Origin of the sequence: Nesterenkonia natronophila, assembly GCF_003595215.1 — a bacterium.
Lineage (GTDB): Bacteria > Actinomycetota > Actinomycetes > Actinomycetales > Micrococcaceae > Nesterenkonia > Nesterenkonia natronophila.
The window spans coordinates 236,799-258,776 of record NZ_QYZP01000001.1 but is presented as its reverse complement, the minus strand read 5'-3'; the positions used below and the strand labels follow the sequence as shown (position 1 = coordinate 258,776).

21 protein-coding genes are annotated in these 21,978 nt (G+C 61.6%); 9 read left to right on the top strand and 12 right to left on the bottom strand.

The window, feature by feature from the left end; translation table 11 throughout:
• Positions 1–3: 3 nt before the first annotated feature.
• Positions 4–963 carry a sugar phosphate isomerase/epimerase family protein gene (locus D3250_RS01245; RefSeq protein ID WP_225973074.1) on the bottom strand — a complete coding sequence of 320 codons (960 nt, stop codon included), beginning with the start codon at positions 961–963 and terminating at the stop codon, positions 4–6.
• 155 nt (positions 964–1,118) lie between these two features.
• On the opposite strand from D3250_RS01245, the gene D3250_RS01240 reads away from it, so the two are divergent.
• Positions 1,119–1,556 (top strand): DoxX family protein, encoded by a 438-nt coding sequence (locus D3250_RS01240; RefSeq protein ID WP_225973073.1) that lies wholly within the window; start codon positions 1,119–1,121, stop codon positions 1,554–1,556.
• On the opposite strand, the gene D3250_RS01235 is transcribed toward D3250_RS01240, so the two are convergent.
• Positions 1,544–2,479 (bottom strand): aldo/keto reductase, encoded by a 936-nt coding sequence (locus D3250_RS01235; protein ID WP_119901547.1) that lies wholly within the window; start codon positions 2,477–2,479, stop codon positions 1,544–1,546. The genes D3250_RS01240 and D3250_RS01235 overlap by 13 nt on opposite strands.
• Before the next feature lie 173 nt (positions 2,480–2,652).
• Here D3250_RS01235 and D3250_RS01230 point away from each other — a divergent pair, with 173 nt between their 5' ends.
• Positions 2,653–4,044: an NAD-dependent succinate-semialdehyde dehydrogenase gene (locus D3250_RS01230; protein WP_119901546.1), complete on the top strand. Its 1,392-nt coding sequence runs from the start codon at positions 2,653–2,655 to the stop codon at positions 4,042–4,044.
• Between the two features lie 51 nt (positions 4,045–4,095).
• Here D3250_RS01230 and D3250_RS01225 read toward each other — a convergent pair whose 3' ends face one another.
• Positions 4,096–4,299 (bottom strand): hypothetical protein, encoded by a 204-nt coding sequence (locus D3250_RS01225; protein WP_147383451.1) that lies wholly within the window; start codon positions 4,297–4,299, stop codon positions 4,096–4,098.
• A gap of 583 nt (positions 4,300–4,882) precedes the next feature.
• Here D3250_RS01225 and D3250_RS01215 point away from each other — a divergent pair.
• Entirely contained in the window at positions 4,883–5,467 is a 585-nt protein-coding gene (locus D3250_RS01215; protein WP_119901543.1) for a MarR family winged helix-turn-helix transcriptional regulator, read from the top strand.
• A gap of 128 nt (positions 5,468–5,595) precedes the next feature.
• On the top strand, positions 5,596–6,186 hold the full coding sequence (locus D3250_RS01210; RefSeq protein WP_225973072.1) for a small multi-drug export protein: 591 nt from the start codon (positions 5,596–5,598) through the stop codon (positions 6,184–6,186).
• A 12-nt stretch (positions 6,187–6,198) separates the two neighbouring features.
• On the opposite strand, the gene D3250_RS01205 is transcribed toward D3250_RS01210, so the two are convergent.
• Both D3250_RS01205 and D3250_RS01200 read right to left on the bottom strand, forming a co-directional pair.
• Positions 6,199–7,314, bottom strand: a complete 1,116-nt coding sequence (locus D3250_RS01205) for a hypothetical protein (RefSeq protein ID WP_147383450.1) — start codon at positions 7,312–7,314, stop codon at positions 6,199–6,201.
• A 66-nt stretch (positions 7,315–7,380) separates the two neighbouring features.
• Positions 7,381–8,457: an LLM class flavin-dependent oxidoreductase gene (locus tag D3250_RS01200; protein WP_119902222.1), complete on the bottom strand. Its 1,077-nt coding sequence runs from the start codon at positions 8,455–8,457 to the stop codon at positions 7,381–7,383.
• 238 nt (positions 8,458–8,695) lie between these two features.
• On the opposite strand from D3250_RS01200, the gene D3250_RS01195 reads away from it, so the two are divergent.
• Positions 8,696–10,345 (top strand): phytoene desaturase family protein, encoded by a 1,650-nt coding sequence (locus D3250_RS01195; protein WP_119901541.1) that lies wholly within the window; start codon positions 8,696–8,698, stop codon positions 10,343–10,345.
• 17 nt (positions 10,346–10,362) lie between these two features.
• On the opposite strand, the gene D3250_RS01190 is transcribed toward D3250_RS01195, so the two are convergent.
• Positions 10,363–11,139 carry a LysE/ArgO family amino acid transporter gene (locus D3250_RS01190; RefSeq protein ID WP_119901540.1) on the bottom strand — a complete coding sequence of 259 codons (777 nt, stop codon included), beginning with the start codon at positions 11,137–11,139 and terminating at the stop codon, positions 10,363–10,365.
• A gap of 119 nt (positions 11,140–11,258) precedes the next feature.
• Between D3250_RS01190 and D3250_RS01185 the strand changes: the two genes are divergently transcribed.
• On the top strand, positions 11,259–12,155 hold the full coding sequence (locus D3250_RS01185; protein ID WP_119901539.1) for an ArgP/LysG family DNA-binding transcriptional regulator: 897 nt from the start codon (positions 11,259–11,261) through the stop codon (positions 12,153–12,155).
• A 24-nt stretch (positions 12,156–12,179) separates the two neighbouring features.
• On the opposite strand, the gene D3250_RS01180 is transcribed toward D3250_RS01185, so the two are convergent.
• Positions 12,180–13,436 (bottom strand): hypothetical protein, encoded by a 1,257-nt coding sequence (locus D3250_RS01180; protein WP_119901538.1) that lies wholly within the window; start codon positions 13,434–13,436, stop codon positions 12,180–12,182.
• 113 nt (positions 13,437–13,549) lie between these two features.
• Here D3250_RS01180 and D3250_RS01175 point away from each other — a divergent pair, with 113 nt between their 5' ends.
• Both D3250_RS01175 and D3250_RS01170 read left to right on the top strand, forming a co-directional pair.
• Positions 13,550–14,005: an SRPBCC family protein gene (locus D3250_RS01175; RefSeq protein ID WP_158583031.1), complete on the top strand. Its 456-nt coding sequence runs from the start codon at positions 13,550–13,552 to the stop codon at positions 14,003–14,005.
• A gap of 171 nt (positions 14,006–14,176) precedes the next feature.
• On the top strand, positions 14,177–14,941 hold the full coding sequence (locus D3250_RS01170; protein WP_119901536.1) for a CGNR zinc finger domain-containing protein: 765 nt from the start codon (positions 14,177–14,179) through the stop codon (positions 14,939–14,941).
• A gap of 73 nt (positions 14,942–15,014) precedes the next feature.
• Here the strand turns inward: D3250_RS01170 and D3250_RS01165 are convergent, their stop codons facing one another.
• The 5 genes from D3250_RS01165 to D3250_RS01145 are packed head-to-tail and all read right to left on the bottom strand — an operon-like array spanning position 15,015 to position 21,162.
• Positions 15,015–16,358: an MFS transporter gene (locus tag D3250_RS01165; protein ID WP_119901535.1), complete on the bottom strand. Its 1,344-nt coding sequence runs from the start codon at positions 16,356–16,358 to the stop codon at positions 15,015–15,017.
• Between the two features lie 44 nt (positions 16,359–16,402).
• Complete coding sequence (locus tag D3250_RS01160; RefSeq protein WP_119901534.1) at positions 16,403–17,509, bottom strand: phosphotransferase family protein; 1,107 nt, start codon at positions 17,507–17,509, stop codon at positions 16,403–16,405.
• Positions 17,506–18,726 (bottom strand): acyl-CoA dehydrogenase family protein, encoded by a 1,221-nt coding sequence (locus tag D3250_RS01155; RefSeq protein ID WP_119901533.1) that lies wholly within the window; start codon positions 18,724–18,726, stop codon positions 17,506–17,508. Before D3250_RS01155 ends, D3250_RS01160 begins: the two co-directional genes overlap by 4 nt.
• The gene (locus tag D3250_RS01150; protein WP_119901532.1) at positions 18,723–19,499 is read right to left on the bottom strand and encodes an SDR family oxidoreductase; all 777 of its coding nucleotides are present in this window, start codon (positions 19,497–19,499) and stop codon (positions 18,723–18,725) included. The genes D3250_RS01155 and D3250_RS01150 overlap by 4 nt, the downstream gene beginning before the upstream one ends.
• A gap of 4 nt (positions 19,500–19,503) precedes the next feature.
• Positions 19,504–21,162, bottom strand: a complete 1,659-nt coding sequence (locus D3250_RS01145; protein ID WP_225973071.1) for a class I adenylate-forming enzyme family protein — start codon at positions 21,160–21,162, stop codon at positions 19,504–19,506.
• A 221-nt stretch (positions 21,163–21,383) separates the two neighbouring features.
• Between D3250_RS01145 and D3250_RS01140 the strand changes: the two genes are divergently transcribed.
• Positions 21,384–21,977: a TetR/AcrR family transcriptional regulator gene (locus D3250_RS01140; RefSeq protein WP_119901531.1), complete on the top strand. Its 594-nt coding sequence runs from the start codon at positions 21,384–21,386 to the stop codon at positions 21,975–21,977.
• The last annotated feature ends 1 nt before the right edge of the window (position 21,978 follow it).

Below are 21,978 nucleotides of genomic sequence, written 5' to 3'. Positions count from 1 at the left end.
TCCTCAGCGGATTCGGGTGCGGGAGCCGCATGCGCAGAGATAGCGGCGCGTTCGGGTAGCTATTGGCAGCGGCGTGTCAAAGGAGGGCACCGGATACATGTCCTGCTCAACAATGCAGTAGAAGCTGCGGGCCAGCTTCTCCAGCTCATCGATAACTTCAGCGAGATCAGGCAGCCCCGCAGGGGGTTCCACCATGACGCCAGCTTTGTTGGCGGCCGCCCACGTGAGGTTGTCCCGCCGGACGATGTCCATGACCTTGGGGTCAATTTGCTTGAGGTGCAGGTACTCCACCCGCTCCGGGTACTGACGGATGATGTCCGCCGACGATGCACCGCCGTACTCCGCGTGGCCGGTATCCAGGCACAAGGTGACGAACTGCGGGTCAGTACCCTCCAGGAAACGGGTAATCTCCTGCTGGCTGCATACGTGAGAATCAGCGTGAGAGTGGAACTGCTGCCGGAGGCCGTACTGCTCCTGGAGCACCTGGCCGAGCTCGTTGTGGCCCGTGAAGAGGTTTCCCCACTGCTCCGATGTGAGCTGTTCGTTTTCCACCGCGTCACCGGTGACGTCGTCGCGCCACATGGCGGGTATCACCACAATGTGCTCTCCTCCAACTTCAGCGGTGAGCTTGGCGACCTCGTGGACCTGTCGCCAGACGGCTTCCCGCTCCCCTGCGTCGGTGCGGTGGAACCCAGTGAAGATCGTTCCGGCGCTTACTTCAAGGTTCCGTGAAGCCAGCTCATCCCGCAGACGCGCCGGGTCCGTGGGCAGGTATCCGTACGGGCCCAGTTCCACGTAGTGGTAACCAGCGTCAACCACTTCGTCGAGGAAGCGTTGCCAAGGTGTCTGCCGGGGATCATCAGGGAACCAAACACCCCAGGAGTCCGGTGCCGTCCCGACTAGAAGAGGTGCCTTGGTCCCGTCCTGAGCGGCGGAGGGAGTATGCGTGGATTCCGCCGTCACGGTAAACCTCCTTGACTGGGTTCGCGACAAATGACGAGTCATCGAAGCGGTACAGGATCAGTGATGTGTCGTGCACCACTCTCCACCCTTGGATGTCCGGTTGTCAAGACAAATATGCTGCAGCGTGGTTAGCTGCGCGCTGCTGGAGGTCGCACATGACTTCCAAGCACGTGACCCCCTGGCACAATGGAGGAAGTCCGGCCCCACCGAACGCGAAAGCAGGAACCTGGATGGATCGTCGCACGCGTGCACTGATCGGACTGCTGGCTGTGGCCGGTATCGGGCACTTTGCGCGCCCTGAGATCTTCGACTCGATCGTGCCGCCTCAGCTGGGGAACCGGCGGTTTTGGACCTACACCAGCGGAGCGGCTGAGCTTGGTTGTGCAGCCATGCTCATTGTTCCGTCCACCCGCAGGGTAGGTGGTCTCTGTACCGCGGCGCTGATGGTCGCGGTCTACCCGGCTAACATCTACAGTGTGAGGAAGTTCTGGCACAGTCCCTCCGGTAGGGCAGTCACCCTGGCGCGGCTGCCGCTGCAGATCCCCCTCATCCGCGCATCGTGGAAGATCGCGAAGGGCGATCAGGGAACGTGATAACCAGCCGCGCGGAGCAAGCCGTACCATTCCTGACGGGTCAGGGGCAGGTCTGAGCCAGCTGCGGCGTCAACGACCCGCTGCGGCGTCGTGGTACCCAGAACCACCTGCATACCTGCAGGGTGACGGGTGATCCATGCCGTGGCGACGGCCAGCGGGCTCACCCCGTAAGCAGACGCGAGACGGTCCAGCTCAGCGTTGAGCTCCGGAAAGTCATCAGCACCCAGGAAGACGCCTTGTCCGACTCCTTTCTGAAACGGCGACCAGGCTTGAAGCGTAATGTCATGTATCCGGCAGTAATCGACCATGCCGCCACCATCGAGCGTCACCGAGTCAGGACGGCCCTGCAGATTAGCCGCAATACCTTGGGCGATGATGGTCGAGTGTGCCAGCGAAAGTTGGACCTGGTTAGCCACAATAGGCTGCCTCACCGTGGTCTTCAGCAGGTCAATCTGCCGAGGGGTGTGATTGGACACTCCAAAGGAGCGCACCTTGCCGCTGCTCTCCAGATGGTCGAACGCACGAGCAACTTCATTCGGTTCCACCAGCGCATCAGGTCGGTGAATGAGCAGCACGTCAACGTAGTCCGTTGACAGAGCGCGCAGCGACTCCTCGACCGAGGAGACGATGTGCTCGTAGGAGGAGTCATAGTACGGGCCGTCGGTGAGGATGCCGGTCTTAGTCTGCAGAACAACCTCGTCGCGCTCCCCGGGACTCAGCTGCAGCGCGGCGCTGAACCGGAGCTCACAGAGATGGCGGTCCCCTCCATAGATGTCAGCATGATCGAAAAAGTCGACCCCCTCTTCCCGCGCAGTGCGGTAGAGCTCGCGGATCTCTTGGTCGGACTTATCGCGAATGCGCATCATACCGGCGACAACATTAGGAACAGGGGTGCCGGCAGGACCGAGCGAAATTCGACGCATGGGGGTTCCAGTCGCAGCAGGGGCAGGTGAGAATCGAGCGCTGCTTATCAGACTACTGCCCAAGCGGCAGCAGGCGACGCGCACCAGCCTCTGCGCGAACGAATCCGGGGACTAGTTCTTAGCTCTCACCGAAATCCCTCGACTCGGCGCCCGATCAGGTCTTGAATAAGGGTATGAGTACATTCGCAGTCACGAACCCAAATACCGGAGAAGTCGAAAAAACCTTCGAGTCACTGGCAGTCGAAGAGATTCCCGGAGTCATCCAAGCAGCCGACGAAGCCTTTCATAAGTGGAGCCGCACCACTGTGGAGGAACGCGCCGCCGTGCTCAGCCGCGCCGCTGACATCTTCGAATCCCGCGCTGAGGAGCTGGCCCACATCATCGGCCGAGAGATGGGCAAGCCTCTCAAACAAGGTATTGCAGAGGTGAAGAAGGTCGCCTTTGGAGCCCGCTGGTTCTCCAAGAATGCCGGCGAGTTCCTGGAACCCACTGAGCTGCCCGAAGCCCAGGGAGCTGACCGTACCTACGTCAAGCATGATCCCCTCGGAGTCCTGCTGGGCATCATGCCGTGGAACTTTCCCTTCAACCAGATCGCCCGCTTCACCCTGCCTAACCTGATGGTCGGCAACGCCATCATGATGAAGCAGGCAGCTATCTGTCCGGAGTCTTCGCAGAAATTCCAGGAGATCCTCGAAGAAGCCGGCCTGCCACAGGGCGTCTACACGAACATCTACCTCAACAGCAGCGATGCGGAACAGATCCTTCAGGACTTCCGCGTCAAAGGCGTCTCACTGACCGGCTCCGAGAGCGCAGGCGCCTCGGTGGCCAGCCTGGCCGCCAAGTACCTCAAGAAATCGGTGCTGGAGCTCGGAGGCAATGACCCGGCCATCGTCCTTGACACCGACGACGTCGCCGCCCTGGCCAAGAAACTGGTGACCCTCCGGACTGCCAATGCGGGCCAGGTCTGCACCTCGCCCAAACGGTTCATCGTCTTGGATCACCTCTACGACGAGTTCCTCGATGCCACTAAAGACGCGGTGAACGCCGTGACTGTCGGCCCCTATGACCACCCTGATACCGACATGGGACCGCTCTCCTCGGAAGGCGCCCGCGACGAAGTCGTGGAGCGCATCCAAGAAGCGGTCAGCGCCGGCGCTACCCTGCACACCGGTGGAGAGAAGCTGAACCGCGACGGTTGGTTCATGTCACCGGCACTGCTGAGCGACATCGACCTCAACAGCGACCTTGGCTGCAACGAACTGTTCGGCCCCGCTGTCATGGTGTTCAGAGCTCAGGACGAACAGGACGCTCTCCGGATCGCCAACAGCACGCAGTACGGCCTGATGGCTTCGGTCTGGACCACAGACGTGGAGCGCGGGCAGAAGCTGGCCGAAAGCATCAACGCAGGGATGACGTTCGTCAACACCCATATGGACTCCAGCCCGGAGTTCCCGTTCGGCGGGATCAACAATTCAGGCTATGGCAGGGAAAATGCCCAGTGGGCCCTGCGTGAGTTCACCAATGAGCGCCTGGTCCGACTGAACGAGCAGAAGCTCGACAGCTGACCTCAGGGGTCACGGGGCCCGGCAGCAGGGAGGCCGGGCCCGTCGGCCCTGTCAGACGTTGGAGATCTCTCCCGGTCCGCGTGGGATGGGGGCGAGGGGTACCACACCGGCAGTAGCGGCGTGGTCCCCGTGAGCGTTGCTTCTGCGTGCTGTACGGCGCGTGTGCACCGTCATGAGGAGCTTCCACATACCCAGAAGGACCGCTAGCGTCAGCAGCGGCCAGGCGAAAGCATTGATGGTGTGAATAAGTGCCATATCCATAGTGACCTCTTACGTACGTATCGGTCTAGCCGCAGTGAGCGACTGTGAAATTGAGATCATGCGAGACAAACGCCTCACCCAGGATCTTCTCGACATCCGCGAGTAGTTCCTGTGAGATGTGGTCGATCGCGTGGGTCGGATCCTCATTGGGTATTAGAGTGCACCGGAGGTGAACCGCAAGGCTCCCGGGGGCTCCCGAAATTTCTACGACAGCGCTCTCGACTTGGCGGTGAGACATTATGCCTGCTGACGCAGCCTTGGCGATCAGGTCGTAGTGTGCCGGATCTGGCGCAGCGGTGCTTTCTCCGCCCGCATCGTGCACCTCCTCAGGGGACGAGACCTCACTATTCACCTGGCGGGGAGGCCCCGAATCATCCAACAGTTCACTCGACGTACTATCTATGCTCACCCTGCGCTCCTGACGTATTCCTTGCGTATCACCTGAGATGCGTCTCAACTACGCGCCTTGGAAAGAGGAGCACCAGAAAAGTACAACTATTGGATAGTTAGACGCTATAACAGTTATGCGATGTTAAGCAAGGTGTTAGAGTGCTCACGATGCGTGGAGGAGGTGACGATGAGCCCCCAGCGACCTGCACTATCAGACGGTGAGGCGATCGCCGATACCACTCGTCTGCCTCCGGCACTCGATGCTGCTCCCCCACAGCCGGAGGTCACACACGGCGGCGGATACTGGTATCCAGAGAACCCGTCCTCCTGCAGTTCGGTTAAGCTGCTGAACCTCTTGCGGGAGTATAGGGAAGCCGAGACAGCCATGCGCGCTCGGACGTGCGAAGAGATGGGAATGGGAGAGACTGACCTAGTCGCTCTGCGGTTCTTGCTTCGCGAACGATCCGCCGGCCGAGTTTGCAGACAGCGAGATCTTGCGCGCGCGCTCAACATGACCCCAGCCTCCACCAGCAATCTTGTGGATCGACTGAGCCGTGACGGATATATCCGCCGAGCTCCTCACCCGGAGGATCGACGCTCAGTCGGCCTGGAGATTCTGGACGAAACGGACCGTGAGGTCAAGGCAACGCTCACCGAGATGCACACCCGGATGATCTGCGAGACCGAATCGCTCACGGAGGAAGAGCGCGCCGGTGCCGCTAAGTTCCTCACCGGCCTGATCCGCAGTGTCTGCAGCGCCACGGACCAGTGACACGGCCAGGAAGACCGCGAAGACACGGCACAGCTCATGCCTGAGACGTAGGAACTTCCGGACCGTGCTGTGGAATATAGCCCTCAAGGGTGACGTCCCGTGCCCTTGAGTCAGAAAGACTGAGCTCTATGTTCGAGACCCTTCATGCACTCCCGGAAACACTCTCCGCACTGACCGTCGCTCAGGATGCTGGGGTGGACCCCACCGAGGTGTTGCTGCCCGAGGACTCGTTGGCAGGAAGACTGCGGAATTGGACCGACGGGCTCCCGGAGGCGCTGCAGTGGTTGGGCATCATCGCGATCTCGGTGATCCCGATGGTCGAGTCCTTCTTCGGAGCGTTCATTGGAGTGATCATCGGCATGCCACTCTGGATGGCTCTGGTCGCGGCGATTATCGGGAACATGCTCTCCTTAGCTGTGGTCATCTACGGCGCACACTGGATCCGGTCCACCGTGATGAAGCGGAGGCGGCCCAAGGACCTCAGTAATTCACAGCGAAAGCGCCGCGCCAAGACACAGCGCCTGTTCGACAAGTTCGGAATTCCCGGGGTCTCACTCCTGGGCCCCCTAGCCCTCCCCAGCCAATTCACCGCGCCCCTGATGGTGTCTTTCGGCGCAAATCGCCATCTGGTGATGATCTGGATGTTCGTCTCCGTCACCGCATGGGGAGCCGGGTTCGCACTCCTTGGGGTGGGTGTCCTCGACCTAATTTCCGCCTAGGCAGCTGTCCAGTCACCGCTGTTCAGCGTCCCGAGGGTACCGCTGCATTTCTCGGGAGCCCTGTGTGAGGTTCCTCAGGTCGGCGTCGTCATCAAAGTTGGAGCCGATGGCCCCAGCAACTGTTCCCATGGAGGCCGAAAGCCATGCGATGTCCACATAGCTGCCCAGGGCAGCTTCCTCCCCGATGGTGTCGCCGAGAAACTCCGGATCAATCAGGAGCAGTCCCACTAGCAGGATGGCCACGAAGAGCATGAGGTAGAGGATTCCTACGCTGACCAAGAGACTGATGACAGTGGAGGCGTTGTACATGAAAGCCTCTCGCTTGCCACCTGGCCCAGGGCGATCCCACAGCCGGTTGGCAAGAATTAGCCAGGAGACCATGACCACGACCGCGATGGCGGAGACGGCTGCTAGTCGCCATTCAGGCAGAAACGTGGCCATCTCCCAGATGGTGGAGAAGAAGACGCCGAACGCACCGGTGGCCGCAGCGGCGGAGAACACTGCGGAGAGCTTCGGGAGGGACCAGAGCGGCTCGTTGTTGGCGACCATGCCCAGGGTGGTCCAGGTTCGGGCCGGAACGAACCGGGGGGCGGTGGTGAACACGGTGTCACCGCCCTTCTGGTTCTCCACCCGCGCGGTGAGGCCAGTGTGCCGCTGAACGTCTTCTGTGCTGCCATTGCGCAGCGCATCAAAGCAGATGCGCAACTCTCTGCGCAGGCATTTGCGCAGCCGGAACGGCCCAAGAGCGGGCAGCGAGATGACACCCAACGAGTCCGCGAAGTGCAACTCAGACCGTTTGGGGCGCCGGCCCGCCATCCGGGGTATTTCTGTGACCACCACCGTAAGGTCAGCCTCGTCCTCCTGGGCCCACTTCTTGACTTCGTCAAGGTCCAGCGTCGCGTCCTGGCGCAGGGGAATCACCGCACGTTTATGGACGATGCTGAGGTCGGAGGCCCAGTCGCCTTCCGATCCGTCAGGATCTTCCAGTTCGGTGAGCATCCGACTGACCCACATGGAGGTTCGCCCTCGGTCGGAATAGATGGCAATGGCGGGCCCCGAGGGGCTTTCGTTCTGCGGTTCCTCGCGTTGTCTGGAAGCTGGTTCCCGCATCGTGTTAGTCTCCGGCATGCTCGGCATTATATGTATATATGCCTGAGCTCCCTGGGTCTCATCTGAACAGGAACTCAAGCAGCGCTATGCCTGGACGCCCAGCTGCTTGAGCACCCGCGGCTTGACCTTGGTCCCATAAAGCTCGATGGCCTCCATCATGTGCTCGTGAGCCAATGACCCATTGCCGTATTTCAGGCCGAAGCGCGAGATGCCGAGCTGCCTCTGCGTCCGAACGATCTTCTCCGCCACCGTATCCGGCGCACCGACAAAGAGAGCACCGTGCATAATCTCCTGCTCATACTGTTCCCATGAGGGGTAACCATTGCCCCAGCCGCGTTCCTGGCCAATCTTGTACATCGAATCAGCCCACGCCGGGTAGAAAATCTCTTGCGCCTTCTGGTCTGTGTCCGCGATGAACCCGTGAGAGTGTGAGGCCACTCTGAAGTCGCGTTCGTGGCCGAACTGCTCCAGCGCCCGGTAGTACAGGTCCACCAGCGGTGCAAAGCGCTGCGGGGCCCCACCGATGATCGCTAACTCCAGGCCCACTCCGTGGCGTGCGGCGCGCACCACCGAGTTGGGTGTTCCGCCTACAGCAATCCAGGTCGGAAGCCCCCGCTCATGCTCTGTCTTAGGGAAAATCTCTGCTTCCTGAAGCCCGCCCCGGGTCTCTCCCCGCCAGGTGACCGGCCCCTCCGCGCGGAGCTTGGCGAAGAGGTCAACCTTCTCCTCAAACAGCTTCTCGTAGTCGGACAAGTCGTAACCGAACAGGGGGTAGGACTCGATGAAGCTTCCGCGACCCAGCGAGACTTCCGCACGTCCGCCGGTGAGACCGTCGATTGTGGCGAAACGCTGGTAGACCCGCACCGGATCGTCCGAAGAGAGCACCGTAACCGCCGAAATCAGTTTGATGCGCTGCGTCGCCGCTCCGGCCGCAGCCAAGACAATATCGGGAGCTGAAACAGCGTAGTCCGGCCGGTGGTGCTCACCGATCCCGACGACGTCCACGCCCACCTTGTCAGCCAGAATCACCTCATCCAAGACATTGCGCAGGACCTCAGGCTGCGACAGCTCGCGGGAGCCGTCGGGGGTCTTGGTGACATCGCCGAAGGTGTGGATGCCCAACTCGAAAGTATCGCTGTAGCGCTCAGTGCTGATAGTCATGATCACCTCAACCGCTATCTTACCCAGGGCATTCCTTCAAATTTGAAAGACCTCTCGGCTGTGACCGATTGACAGCTTTCGGTGGCCCTCCTGGAGGTCACCGTGGAGCAAACTACCCCACCAATTCGGCTTTGCCTCGGCCTCTAGCGAGGGGCAGAACCGATAAGGCAGGGTATTGACCCGGTGGGTGCGCAGCCAGATGCTGCAAGCGCTCAGCAGCGCATCGTAAGGTGAGGCCATGACGCTGCACGCCGCCATCGTGGGATCCGGCCCCAATGGGCTCACCGCCGCTTGCACGCTGGCTCGTGCCGGTTGGCGCGTCACCGTCTATGAGGCGGCGGAGCTTCCCGGGGGTGCAGCGCGCTCAGCGGAACTCTTCGGCACCGGACTCATCAGCGACCTCGGCTCCAGCGTGCACCCGCTCACTGCCGCCTCCAGCGCCTACGCATCGATTCTTGGAAGGCGGGACGCCCTCAGCCGTGGGATCGACTTTGTTCACCCTGCGGTCGCGGCTGCTCACCCCTCGGACGACGACGGCGCCTCCCCCGCACTGCTTCACCGCTCGCTGGAGCAGACCGCCGAAGGCTTGGGTGAGGATGCCGAGCTGTGGCGCTGGGTCATCGGCCCGCTGGTGAACAACTGGGACGCAGTCAGAGACGCTATCTTCACTCCCCCCAGCCGACCCTTCACGGGGATCACCGACCACTATGAACCTGGTGGCGGGCTGACCCCAAGGCGTATCGCGGATGCCTTGAGGAAGAGCCTGGTGGCCGGGACAGAGCGAGGGGTGGCTTTCGCGACGTTCGGCTCAGTAGGCGCCATGCCGGCCCGAAATATGATGCGAAGTTTCAAGACTCCGCGGGGTAGAGCACTGTTCGCCGGCCTGGCCGCGCACTCCACAGGACCGTTGACCCGCCCGCTGACCTCTGCCGTGGGGGTGATCCTCGCAGCAGCCGCGCACACCGTGGGCTGGCCGGTGATTCGCGGCGGCTCCCAGAAGCTGGTGGATGCCCTCATCGCCGACCTGAGCGCACACGGGGGCGAGATTGTCACCGACTTCCGCGTCAACGCCATCCGGGAGGCTCCCCTCACCGGACCCAGCCAGGGGGTTCGCAAGAGCCTCAAACGTCACGGATACCGGATCGAGGGCATGCGAGCCGAGGGCCGCATAAACCGCCGACATGCCGGGGAAGAGGTCGCTGACGTCGTCGTGCTGGATCTGACACCGCAGCAGATGCTCCAGTTGGACGGGTTGCACCTGACCGACCGGGTCACCCGCCGCATGAAGCGGTGGCAGTACGGTCCCGGTGTGGTCAAGATCGACTACCTGGTGGATGGCCCCATTCCGTGGCAGCGGGAGGAGCTGGGACAAGCAGGCACGGTCCACCTGGGCGGCAGCGCCGAACAGATCACCGCCAGTGAGGCGGCGGCGAACAGCGGTGTGCTCCCGGGACGTCCCTACGTCCTGGTGGCTCAGCCCAGCGCCGCCGACGACTCCAGGACTCCGGACCACCGAACCATCAGCTGGGCCTACGCCCATGTGCCCTTGGGACTGGATGCCGCAGGGACCGCCCGCGCTGCCCAGCTGATAGAGCAGGAGATCCTCCGCTATGCACCGCAGTTCCGGGAGGCAGTCCTGGAGCGCAGGATCTGGGGTCCAGCAGAGCTGGAGGCCTGGAACGCGAACCTCGTGGGAGGCAGTGTCAGCGCCGGCCTGACGACTATCGGCCAGACTTTCGCCGGGCCGGCGAGTATACGCAGTCCCTACTCCGCGGGAATGGCGGGAATCTACACGTGCTCCGCTGCCACCCCGCCGGGCGGTGGCGCTCATGGGATGTCCGGCTACAACGCCGCAAACGCTGTGCTGCGAGACACGCACACCAGCTGAGGCGTTCATTCTTCAGCTCAGAAGCCGGTGAAGGCGAGCACCCCGGCCACCGCCAACATAATCACACCGACCGCAGCATCAATGATCTGCCAGGTTCGCGGACGGCTCAGCAGCTTGGCCAACATTGCCGACCCCCCGGCCAACACATTCAGCCAGATGACGGAGGCGAGCACAGCACCGGAGGCAAACCACCACTTGTCGGGCCCGAATGCATTGGCCATGGTGCCCAATACCACCAGTGAGTCGACCCAAGCATGCGGATTCAGAACGCTCAGCATCAAACCGGTCGCGGCCACGGTAGTGACTTTGGAAACGTTGGTGACCTTGACCTGTTGGCGGGTCCGCGTCGTCGTCGCCCCCGGTTCAGTGCCATCCGGGACCACCGGCAGCTCAGAGGTCATGGCGACGTGGACCGCCTCGCTGGAGCTCCGCTCAGGCAGCACCTCGCCGCCGCCACCGGGGAAGTGGATCCCAGACTCCTGGGGTGCGGCCCCCGCATCCGGGGCGCCCGAGGCCTTGTATGCCGCACGGAACGACCTGAATGCGAACCACACCAGGTAGGCCACACCCACCCAGCGAATGACATCCAGCATCCAAGGCGCATGATCCAGCACGACGCCGACACCGGCCGTTCCGGCCACAATCAGGGCTATGTCACCGACCAAGCAGCATAATGCCGCCAGGGCCACACGGTCCCGGCGCAGCCCCTGGCGCAGAAGCCAGGCGCTCTGCGGGCCGATGGCGACGATGAGCGCCAGGGTGGTCAGCAGTCCGGTAAGCAAGACAGTAAGCATGGACTCCAGTCTGCTCAGCCAGTCGTGTCCGCACCAGCGCAATATTCTTCATTGAATGAAGCTATGCTTCAGATATCGGTCCGAAGTCATCCTGGACCGCAGCAGAGAGTGGGGCGGAGATGAACACAGATCACCTGCGGGCTTTCGTACTGGCAGTCGATGAGGGAACCTTTGATTCAGCGGCGGCTCTGTTACTCATCTCAGGGTCTGCGTTCTCCCAACGCATCAAAGCGTTGGAGAAGGAGGTGGGCCAGGTGCTGCTTACCCGCACCATCCCCGTGAGGCCTACCGAATCCGGCGAGCAGCTGCTGCGCATCGCTCGGCAGACGATTCTGCTGGAGGATGAAGCTCGCCGCAGTCTGGGCTTCCGCGGTTCATCACCCAATTACCGTCCGACAATCACACTGGCGGTGGCCGTCAACGCCGACTCGTTGTCCAGCTGGTTTATTCGTGTGCTCCAAGAGGCGGCCACCTGGGACGATGTGGAGATTCACGTGCATGCCGAGGACCAGCAGCATACTGATGAGCTGCTGCGCAACGGTACGGTTGCCGCAGCTGTAACGGAGAACCCGGCTCCAGTGTCAGGATGTCGAGTACAACCGCTGGGCACTATTCGATACTGGCCGGTGGCCAGCTCTGAACTGTTGGACCGGCACCGGGGAGACCGCGGGTTGGTGGACTGGGAGCGTGTGCCGCAGATTGATTTCAGCATCCGCGATGCCACCCAGCGTAATGTGTTGTCCAGGCTGGGCGCCTCACCGGCGGTGACTCACCTGCTGCCCTCAGTTCAGGCCTACAACGCGGCAGTGGGATACGGGCTCGGTTGGGGCATGATCCCAGAGTCCATGCTTCCAACGGGAGTGCTGGACGGCGAGCACCCGGACCTGGTGGTGATCTCTGAGATCGGCGCGGAGGACGTCCCACTGCACTGGCAACACTGGACTACCACCACCCCTGCGCTGGAGCGGCTCAGCGACGCCGTGCGGCGCGCTGCCACACGTTATCTGAACGGATAGCGCTGGTAGGCACGTCAAGGATGCTCAGACCTCGCTTCGGCGCACCCGCTCCACCAGAGCCGCAATGTTTCGGATGAACACGATCAACCATGCGAAGAGGATCGCAGCGCCGACCAGTTCCAGCGATGTGAGGTTCCAGTAGCTGACGGGCTTCCACAGAAGGAAGGAGAAGATCAGCCCCACTGCGGCCACAAGGCTCAGCAGGTAGAACGAGCGCGGGAAGCCGGGCAGAAGGTAGGGCACGGTGAGCAGGATGAAGAGGAAGCTGAGCCCGAACACGGCCGTGATGACAGTGTGCAGATCGTGATGCACATTTATGGGTACGAGCCCGATGCCCGCCAGGGAGAGCCCCATGACGATCATCACCACGCGCAGCGCCGCAGTACGAGGTGTGCGGAAGTGACCCGACAATGCGCTCGAGACCCGCGTGCGCAGCCGCACCTTGCCTTCCCTCGTGCGGGCCTCATCGGCGCGGACAGCCAGCCGGCGTGCCACAGCGAGCCGTTCGTGACCAGCCCAGATCTCCAGATCACGGGTGATGAATGCCGTCAGGGTGGTAATGATGATCCCAGAGACCACAAGTGTGGTGTTGAAGGTCCAGAAGCTCGTCAACCCCGCTTGCCCGGTGCCGAGTTCGGAGAACATCACATGCCACCAGAAGGGGTTCTCCGCGAAGATCATTGACACGAGGACCCCGGACGCCATGAAGACGGCCAAGAGTGTGGAAAGGCTGAAGGCAGAAATCCGTGCCCCGGAGTTGAAGCCGAAATAGGCAGCGACTCCGCCGACCACCGACAACAGCACTGCCCCCGCGATGTGATCAACGGTTAGGCCGATGAACGCTTCCTGAAAGACTCGAAATATGCCAAGCGATCCCATCACCGCGATCGAGGAGTGAACCACCAGCAGAGCGAGTGTGTCGACCAGCTGCCGGAGCCTGGGACGCTGCCCGAGCCAGATGTTCGCCATGCGGGCGTTGAGCGAATAGCCCAGCAGGAATGCCAACCCCGCTGTGACTCCTCCGATCACAGCGCCGTAGAACTGGATGGACTCATCACCTGCCAGAGGGGGGCGGTGGTCGTAGAAGACCACCAGGCCCAAGAGCAGACCCATCAGACCGCCGCTGAGCGCTGACCAGATCGCCCGGGCCTCGACCAGCACCTGAAGCTGAGCCTGGGTTTCCGCCTGCTGAACTGTGGCCAGGGCGGGGTGAGCGGTCTCCTCCTGCGCCGCGCTGACGGCCAGCGTTCGCGCCCGGCCAGGTTTGCGGATGGAAGTCACACCCCCAGATTTACCAGATAGACCCAATGGTGGTAAGTCGAACCTCATTCCTCTCCTGGAGCCGGGGGTAGGGTCGGACCATGGAACCAGCGCGCAATGATACGGGACCCCATGTGACGTCATACTCCATCACTGTGGAAGCCCCAGCTGACGAGCTCTATACCCTGGTGGCCGACCCGCACCGCCACCACGAGTTTCACGGATCTCAGACAGTGCAGGCCCGAGCGAGAGGGCCCCGGGAACTCACTAATGGCGCACGCTTCAGTGTCCACATGCGGAAATACGGACTGCCTTACCGGCTCCCGCTCAGGGTGACACAAGCCCGGCGCCCCACTTCGGCCACTCCAGGAATCGTTGAGTGGCGTCAGCCCACCGGTCACCGCTGGAGCTGGGAGTTCGAGCCGCTCGACGCTGCTTCTACCCGCGTCACCGAGAGTTACGACGCGACCAGCCAATGGCGTGTGATTCGGGCTACGCTGAGGTTGGCCCAAGTGCCCCGGGTGAATGCCGAAAGCATCCAGAGGTCGCTGCGACACATGGCGAAAATCTGCAGGCCCCCAGGCCACTGACCAGTACCTTTCCCCAGGTCAGAAGAGTTCAGGCTAGAATATGGTTCCGCGGGATTCGACACTCCCGTCTGGGATGACGGAAGTGTTGACTTGCCGCTAGTCGTTGCACCAATCGCGCCCTGAGCTACCGTTCCAGCTACCGGGCGCTTCCACACTTGGCAGGAGTACTGCATGTTCAACCCAGAAATCAATCGCGCCCTGATCGCCGCATCGGATCTGATCAATACGGCAGAGGGCTTGCATAGCGCGAAACCCTCACCCGAAACTCTTGACTCGGTGGAAGGGCTCGAGTCTTACCTCCGTGAACGTGAACCAGAACTGGAATGGCCAGCCACCTCGGTCAACCGCAGGCAATTGGAGAAGGTTCGGGCGCTGCGTCGCCAGCTGCATGCTTTGTGGGCCTCTGCGCCGACGATAGAGCCTAAGGAGTTAGACATTGTCAACGACTTGCTCGAGGGCGTGGGAATCCAGGTGGTGGCCGCTGAGCCGCATGAGGGTTCCGCCTTCCGTGAGCGCCCCATCCCCGTCTCAAGTCAGACCAGCGACGTCATGACGGCTCCTGTGGCAGCTGCTCTGGCCTTTCTCGTCACGCGTGACGAGACCGGACGACTTCGCATTTGCCGGGGGGATGACTGTGAGGCGGCGATCGTCGACCTGACCCGCAACCGATCCAAGTTGTTTTGTGACTTCGGAAACTGCGCCAACCGTGCCCATGTACGTGCCTATCGTGCGCGGCAGGCGGCGAGGAAGGACGACGAACAGGTTTCCGGTCAGGTTCGTCCGCGACTGGCGAAACCGTCAGCCCGGGAGAAGGCCGAGCAGCTGAATCGCCCGACCTCGGCCACCGCGATTGCCGCTAAGGAGTTCCGGGATCGCATGCGCGAGGAGCTCATGCAGAAACGTCAAGCCAGCTCCAAGGAGACCAAGAAAGTCTGAGGTTCTCATCATCGTAGGTAACCCCGGGGACTTCCCGCGAAACAAGCAGGACGTCACCGGGGTTTGCTTCGTGTCAGCGGACAGCGTTGAGGTCGATGCCCTTTGTCTCCGGGAGAATCTTCACCGCGACAAGTGTGACAAGACACAGCAGCACCACGTACCCATTCGACATCCAGTTCATGTCCCAGCTATTGAACAGTTGGTTTAGGTACGGCGCGAAGCCACCGAAGACCGCGACCGACAGTGAGTAGGCGAGCCCGATGTTCCTGGTGCGCTGGGCGGTGGGGAAGACTTCCGACATCACGCAGGCCAGCAGCGCACCTGCGGCACCTACGATCAGAAGCGCGATCATAGACGCAACCAGCAGTGTCCACGGCCGATCCGAGATCAGCCCCATAAGCGGAAACTGCATCAGCGCCATGCCGACACCGAATGTGTAGAGCACAGGTTTGCGACCGATCCTGTCGGAGAGCATTCCCCACAGCGGCAAAGCTGCGAGAGCCACGACCTGCGCGGCGACGGTCACCCAATAGGCGCTGTTGGCATCCATACCCTGTTCAACGATCGCATATGTCGAGACATAGGACGTCCAGGTGTAATGCGCGGAGGTTACGCCGGAGACCATGGCGATAATCACAAGAATGGCGATCAGCGGGCTCTTTGGCCGGACTGCTTCAACAACCCGAGGGTCGCCTGTCTCGACGGACTCGTCGATGATGTCGTCTGGGCTGATCTTTTCTTCGGTGAGCTCTTCAAAAGTTGCAGACTCTGCCATGCCCATTCTCATGTAGAGAGCGACGACGGCGAGGATCGCACCGAGCCAGAAAGGGATGCGCCAACCCCACTCCAGGACAAAGGACTCTTCGGCGTTGAAGGTGATAGTTCCGCCCACTGTGTAGGCGAGAACGGACCCGCCGAAGATCGCGATGAAGACGACGGATCCCCATTGTCCGCGGCGGTGCCGGGGTGCGATCTCAGCAACGTAGCTGTTGGCGGCCGCGGACTCACCGCCGTGAGCGAAACCTTGGACGATGCGCAGAAGCAGCAGCAGGACGGAGGCCCAGATGCCCACAGAGCTGTATGTAGGCAGCAGCCCGATCGCAACGGAAGCTACCGCCATCGTCATCATTGTGGTGATCAGGACGAATTTGCGCCCCTTGCGATCTGCGATGTGGCCGAAAACCACTCCACCCAGGGGCCGGACGAGGAAACCGACCGCAAAGACGGCCAGCGTTGAAAGTAGTGCGGAGACTGGGTTCGCCGGGTTGAACATCACCTGCGCGATGAAGGGAGCGAAGACAGCGTATGCGCTCCACTCGTACCATTCCAGCACCTGTCCAGCCGTGCTGGCTCCGAGCGACTTTCGTTGGGCTCGCTGTTCTCGTCGAACAGGCGCGGCCGTCTGTGTCTGGGCCATCAGAGTCTCTCCTTTGAATGCTCATGAGTCTTGTGAAGTGGTTCTTAACGGCTAGCGGGGTTCGTTGACCGGAGTTGCTTCGAGTACTGGAGCGCCTGGTCCAACAGCTCCGGCACGCCATGCTTGAGACCTTCGGCGAAGGTATCCCCGGGCCTTTCTCCGTTGAGATACCGGGTGTACATGGCTTCACAGAAGATAGCGGCCTTCCAAAGGGCCATCGTCTGGTACCACGGGAGCATCTCGAGGTTAAGCGATGAGCCGCGTGAGTACGCTTCGACCAGTTCCTCGCGCGTGTGAAAACCTTCTTTTCGGGTCACTGAGGTGAGCTCCAGCACTGTCCCCGCCTCACCGGCCGTGGCGTAGGTGGCGGTCAAGTAGCCGAGGTCGGCCAGCGGGTCGCCCAGGGTGGCCATCTCCCAATCTAGAACGGCTTCGACGCGCGGAGTCTGAGCGGTCCCTCGGGTTGAGGCGGTATACATCAGGTTGCCCATGCGGAAGTCTCCATGGATGACCGCGTGCCGTTGCGTCTCGGGGAGGTTGCCCCTCAACCATGCGGAGAGCTCGTCGACGAGGGGGATGTCACGCCGAGTGTTCATCGGCCAGAGCTGAGCAAACCTCTCCACTTGTCTTCTTAGGTAGCCCTCAGGTCTGCCTAGTGATGCGATGTGAGGCTCAGCGACGTCTACATCGTGGAGCTGCTGAAGGGTCTCCACCATTGCGGCGGAGAGTTTTCGTCGGGTGGTCTTGTTGTCATATTCGTCGGGGAGGCGACCCGTGAGCACGTCTCCATCCATGTAGTCCATGACGTAGAAGGGCACCCCCAACAGATTCTCGTCCTCACAAACGGCACGGATCTTTGGAACCGGAACCGGGTGCCCGGCGAGCGCCTGTTGGACACGTGCTTCGCGTAGCATGTCGTGAGTCGACCGGGGTAGCGGCGGTCTCGGGCCACGCCGTAGCACGAGATCAGCCTTGTCTCGGCGGATGCGGAAAGTGACGTTCGACTGGCCTTCCCCGATCCGGGAGATTTCCAGTGGGCCGGTACCTAGCCCGTGGGCATCGAGGAATTCCTGCACCGTGTCGAGCACCAGCAACGGCGGCATTGGTAGCTGCTGTGCCTCCACCCGGTTGCGGGCTATCTCTGCGCTCATTGGTCAGTCCCCACCGCATGCATTGCGTTCTGCCGCTGCCGGTGCGCAGCCCTACGGGCTATGGCCCATCGGTGGGTTTCGGAGGAACCGTCGTAGATCCGGAAGGGTCTGACCTCGTTGAGATACTGAGCCAGCGGCAGGTCCATGGAAACTCCGTCGCCTCCGCACAGCTGGACCGCGCGGTCGATGATTCTGTGCACCGCCTCAGAGCAGTGCACCTTGGCGATGGAGGAGAGCCGGGAACCCGCTCTTGGGTCGTCCTCAAGCAGCCGTGCGGTTCGCGCAATGATTGATCGTGATGTCTCAATGTCGATCTCACTGTCGGCGATCATCACCTGGGCAATGCCCTGCTCGGAGAGCTTCGCATCGAAGATCTCACGCTCATTGGCACGTTGGAGGGCGATCTCCTGTGCGCGGGTGGCCAGGCCCAGCCAGCGCATGCAGTGAGTCAGTCGGGCCGGCCCCAGACGCACCTGCGCGTAACGGAAGCCCTGGTGCGGCTCACCGAGGACATCGTCCTCCTCCACCCGGACCTCATCCAGAACCACGTGGGGGTGGCCCCCACCGATGGTGCGGTCAATGGTGTCAATCTGACGTGGAACTGAGACTCCCGGTGCGTCCATGGAAACTATGAACATGGTGGCTCCGGCCGAGGCGGGGTCGTCGTGGGGCTCAGTCTTGGCCATGACGATCATGAATCCTGCATGATTGGCTCCGGAGCTGTAGCGCTTCTCCCCATGGATGACCCACTGGCCTGCCTCGCGCCGGGCTAAGGTCTGCAGCTGGGATGGGTCGGAGCCAGCACCGGGGTGCGGCTCCGTCATCCCGAAGCAGGAGCTGGTCTCGCCGCTGGCCAGTGGACTCAAGTACTTGCGCTTCTGCTCCTCAGTGGCGATCTCACTGAGCATGTGCATATTGCCCTCATCAGGGGCCATGCAGTTGAGCACAACGGGACCGATAGGGGAACGTCCAACGGCTTCAAAGATCTCGGGCCAGTGTGAGATTGGAAGGCCCAAACCGCCCCAACGTTGGGGCACATGGGGGGCGAATATCCCGGCCTCCTGCGCCGCAACGCGCAGCTGGTCACGGGTAGCGAGGTCTAGTGTCTGCCCTGGAGCTGGTTCCTGCGGGATTACGATGTCGTCGATGAACCTCTCAACTCGCGTCCGGATATCTGCCAGCTGCTCTCGGGTCCAGTGTTCGGTCGGGGTGGTCATGCGGTGCCTCCTGCAATGGTCAGGCCACCGTCCAGAGTGAGTACCTGACCGGTGATCCAGCTGGACTTTTCGGTAACGAGAAACTCAACGGCTGCCCCGACATCTTCGGGCACCCCCAGCCGCTTGAGCGGATAGTCCGCGGCCACCTGATCCTCTCTGCCTTCGTAGAGGGCGCGGGCGAAGTCCGTTTTGACCACTGCCGGAGCCACAGCGTTGACGCGAATGCCTGGACCCAGCTCCACGGCAAGAGTGCGGGTCATGTGAGATAGAGCGGCTTTGCTTATCCCGTAGATGCCGATGCCCTCGGACGGAATGTCGGCGGTGACGGAAGAGAGGAAGACGACCCGGCCACCGTGACGCGCGAATCCGAGATCCGGACGTGCCAGAGCCTGTTGGACCCAACCGAGTCCGGCTAGAACATTGACCTCCAGAACCTTTCGGGCAGCGTCGAGATCGAGTTCTGTGAGGGCTCCGTAGACAGGGTTGATGCCGGCGTTGTTGATGAGGATGTCAAGGCGTCCAGTGCGCTCAGCTACTTTGGTCAGCGCTTCCGCCTGGTGCTCTGCAGAGTCAGCCTTTCCGACGATCCCGAAAGCTGTCTCCGGCAACTGGGCGAGCGCGTCGTCGATCCCCTCCTGACGGCGAGCCGTGATCGCCACCGTGGCACCCGCTGCGGCAAGGATTCGAGCGATGCTTAGGCCGATTCCGCGACTTGCTCCGGTTACCAAGGCCGTCTGGCCAACGAGGTGTGTCTGAATAGTCTGCTCTGTCATAGGTTCACGCGTCCTTGTGTCGAAGTTTGCGGCGCTGGATCTTACCGGTCGCAGTCTTGGGGAGCTCGTCGATCACGGTGATGTTCTTGGGACACTTATAAGTTGCAAGCTTGCCGTGCATGTGCTGTCTCAGTTCCTCAGGTTCAGCTAACGCTTGGTGTTGAAGAGAGACGAAAGCGGCGACTCGCTCACCGCTGTAGGGGTCCGGTTCCCCGATGACGGCGGCCTCACGGACCGCTGGGTGCTCGTATAGGATGTCTTCGACTTCGCGAGGCCAGACTTTGTAACCGGAGACGTTGATCTGGTCCTTCTTCCTGTCGACCAGATAGATCCAGCCTTCTTCGTCCATGATTGCCACGTCACCGGTGCGCAGCCACCCTTCAACGATCGCGTGATCCGTGGCTTCCCGATTGTTGAGGTAGCCCTGGCTGACTTGGGGACCGGCCAGTTCCAACTCCCCCTGCTGACCGACCGGGACAACACGCCCGTCCATGTCTGTGACACGCGCATCGACTCCAGGAAGGGGAACGCCGATGGACAACGTGCCGGAGGGCCCGTGAATCGGGGCCTCAACCCCCAGCGGGACAGCGATCACCGCGGAGGCGGTTTCCGTCATTCCGTAGATGTTGTGTATGTAATGTCCGTATCTGCGGCGAAACCTGTCTACCGTGGCCGGCGGCACAGGTGCGCCGCCGGAGTAAACGCTCTTAAGGCTAGGCAACTCGTCACCTCCGTTGGCGGGAAGATCCAGCAGAGCGTTGTAGACGGTGATTGAGCCCAAGATGTGCTGAATTCTGTGCTCGATGATCGCATCACGCATCACGTCAGCCTGCAGCCGGTTAATGAGGACATATTCGACGGGATTGGTGAGTGCGGTCACTGTGGTGGCTACGGCGCCGGTGATATGGAACATGGGTGCGACAGCCAAGACCTTCTCTCCTGGTTGAAGATTGCACCAGTACGCGTTCCCTGCAGCCACGGCGAGGAGGTTGTGATGAGTGCCGACCGCCCCTTTGGCGGGCCCAGTCGTTCCAGAGGTGTAGGTCAGCAGTGCTGGCGAATAGGCGCGCGTTGTGACCTCAACAGGGCGCTCGGTGTGCCGATCCGTGACCAAACGAAGGAAATCGCTGCTGTGTCGGTCTGCAGTCGCCGGGGGCTTTCCCGCGGCGGCGTCTCCGAATACTCGGGTGTCGTTGCGGGATTGAAAGTCGCGCTCATCCACTGTGATAACCCAGCCCCCGGCGAATTCACCCACGGCTGGGTCTTGCTCAGCGACGATCAGTCCCACGGGTTGCGCATCATCGAGGATATGTTCCAACTCTCTGTCTTGGTACATAGGGTTGAGTACAAGTGCAACGCCACCGATTTTCCACAGTGCCAGCAGGCTCAGTGCGAACTGGGGGGTGTTCTGCAGGCGGATGCCGACGCTGTCGCCGGTGCGCACACTGCGGCTCTGCAGTTCTGCCGCCAGCGCGTCGCTGAGAGTATCGACATCGTGGGCACTCAATGTCTGGTCGAAATAGGTAAGGGCTGGGCTGTGGGGTTCGGCGCTTACACGGTTCCTCCAGGCACTGCCAAGGGTGTGGGGGAGTCGCCCCAATTCGGCGGGTACATGGCTGGGATAGAGACGGTGCCACCCGTGGGTCTTGGTGGTCTGGACCACTTTTACCTCCACGATCCTTGGTTGAAGATCAGAACTGGCTGTATGGGCGGTTGTAGGCAGTGGGAAGCCTGCGCTCTTCCGACCGACCGATCAATCGCTCTGTCGTACGAACGTAATCCACATCACATGCGCAAAGCAAATGGGGAGAGATTCGAGCCCTGGTCAAGAGCGCCTAGCGATAAGATCTGGCCAGAGAACATGACACGGAAAGGTGACAAAAAGTGACCCAGCTGCCGGAGTCGATGCCTTTAGGGAAGGTACGACAAGCCGCCCTGGACTGCTTTGCGGCCAACGGCTTTCACGGGACCTCCATCCGACAGATCGCCAGCACGGCGGGCCTTTCTGTGCCAGGGTTGTACCATTACTACACTTCGAAGCACCAGATTCTGGATTCGCTGTGCGAGGTGGCCATGGACACACTGCTTGGGGCCTCAAAGACAGCAGTGACCAGGCCGGGGACGCCGGTTCTCGAGCGGTTCGACTCCCTGATCCGCGTGCTGGTGCTCTTTCATGCCAGATTCTCGGCGATCGCTTTCGTGACGCTCAGCGAAATTCGCAGTCTCCAGGGAGACGCTCGACGCCGTCACGTCACCGCGCGTAACGAACAGCAGGGTCTACTGAACCGCTTAGTGGAGGAGGGCTGCAAACAGGGCGTTTTCACCACGGCTCACCCCCGGCATACGGCACGCGCCATCACAGCAGCCTGCTTGGGGGTTTCGCGATGGTTCCGGCTGGGCGGCGAGAACACGCCCGAGGAACTGGCCGAGATCTACGTAGACATCTGCCGGGCGACCGCTGGTGCGAAGACCACCTGAT

Excerpts from the sequence above, each read along its gene's own strand:
- D3250_RS01195 (WP_119901541.1), top strand. The coding sequence starts at position 8,696 with ATGACGCTGCACGCCGCCATCGTGGGATCCGGCCCCAATGGGCTCACC.
- D3250_RS01200 (WP_119902222.1), bottom strand. The coding sequence starts at position 8,457 with ATGACTATCAGCACTGAGCGCTACAGCGATACTTTCGAGTTGGGCATC.
- D3250_RS01230 (WP_119901546.1), top strand. The coding sequence starts at position 2,653 with ATGAGTACATTCGCAGTCACGAACCCAAATACCGGAGAAGTCGAAAAA.
- D3250_RS01235 (WP_119901547.1), bottom strand. The coding sequence starts at position 2,479 with ATGCGTCGAATTTCGCTCGGTCCTGCCGGCACCCCTGTTCCTAATGTT.
- D3250_RS01240 (WP_225973073.1), top strand. The coding sequence starts at position 1,119 with ATGACTTCCAAGCACGTGACCCCCTGGCACAATGGAGGAAGTCCGGCC.
- D3250_RS01190 (WP_119901540.1), bottom strand. The coding sequence starts at position 11,139 with ATGCTTACTGTCTTGCTTACCGGACTGCTGACCACCCTGGCGCTCATC.
- D3250_RS01205 (WP_147383450.1), bottom strand. The coding sequence starts at position 7,314 with ATGCCGGAGACTAACACGATGCGGGAACCAGCTTCCAGACAACGCGAG.
- D3250_RS01150 (WP_119901532.1), bottom strand. The coding sequence starts at position 19,499 with ATGACAGAGCAGACTATTCAGACACACCTCGTTGGCCAGACGGCCTTG.
- D3250_RS01170 (WP_119901536.1), top strand. The coding sequence starts at position 14,177 with ATGTTCAACCCAGAAATCAATCGCGCCCTGATCGCCGCATCGGATCTG.
- D3250_RS01215 (WP_119901543.1), top strand. The coding sequence starts at position 4,883 with ATGAGCCCCCAGCGACCTGCACTATCAGACGGTGAGGCGATCGCCGAT.
- D3250_RS01225 (WP_147383451.1), bottom strand. The coding sequence starts at position 4,299 with ATGGCACTTATTCACACCATCAATGCTTTCGCCTGGCCGCTGCTGACG.
- D3250_RS01165 (WP_119901535.1), bottom strand. The coding sequence starts at position 16,358 with ATGGCCCAGACACAGACGGCCGCGCCTGTTCGACGAGAACAGCGAGCC.
- D3250_RS01210 (WP_225973072.1), top strand. The coding sequence starts at position 5,596 with ATGTTCGAGACCCTTCATGCACTCCCGGAAACACTCTCCGCACTGACC.
- D3250_RS01185 (WP_119901539.1), top strand. The coding sequence starts at position 11,259 with ATGAACACAGATCACCTGCGGGCTTTCGTACTGGCAGTCGATGAGGGA.
- D3250_RS01155 (WP_119901533.1), bottom strand. The coding sequence starts at position 18,726 with ATGACCACCCCGACCGAACACTGGACCCGAGAGCAGCTGGCAGATATC.
- D3250_RS01160 (WP_119901534.1), bottom strand. The coding sequence starts at position 17,509 with ATGAGCGCAGAGATAGCCCGCAACCGGGTGGAGGCACAGCAGCTACCA.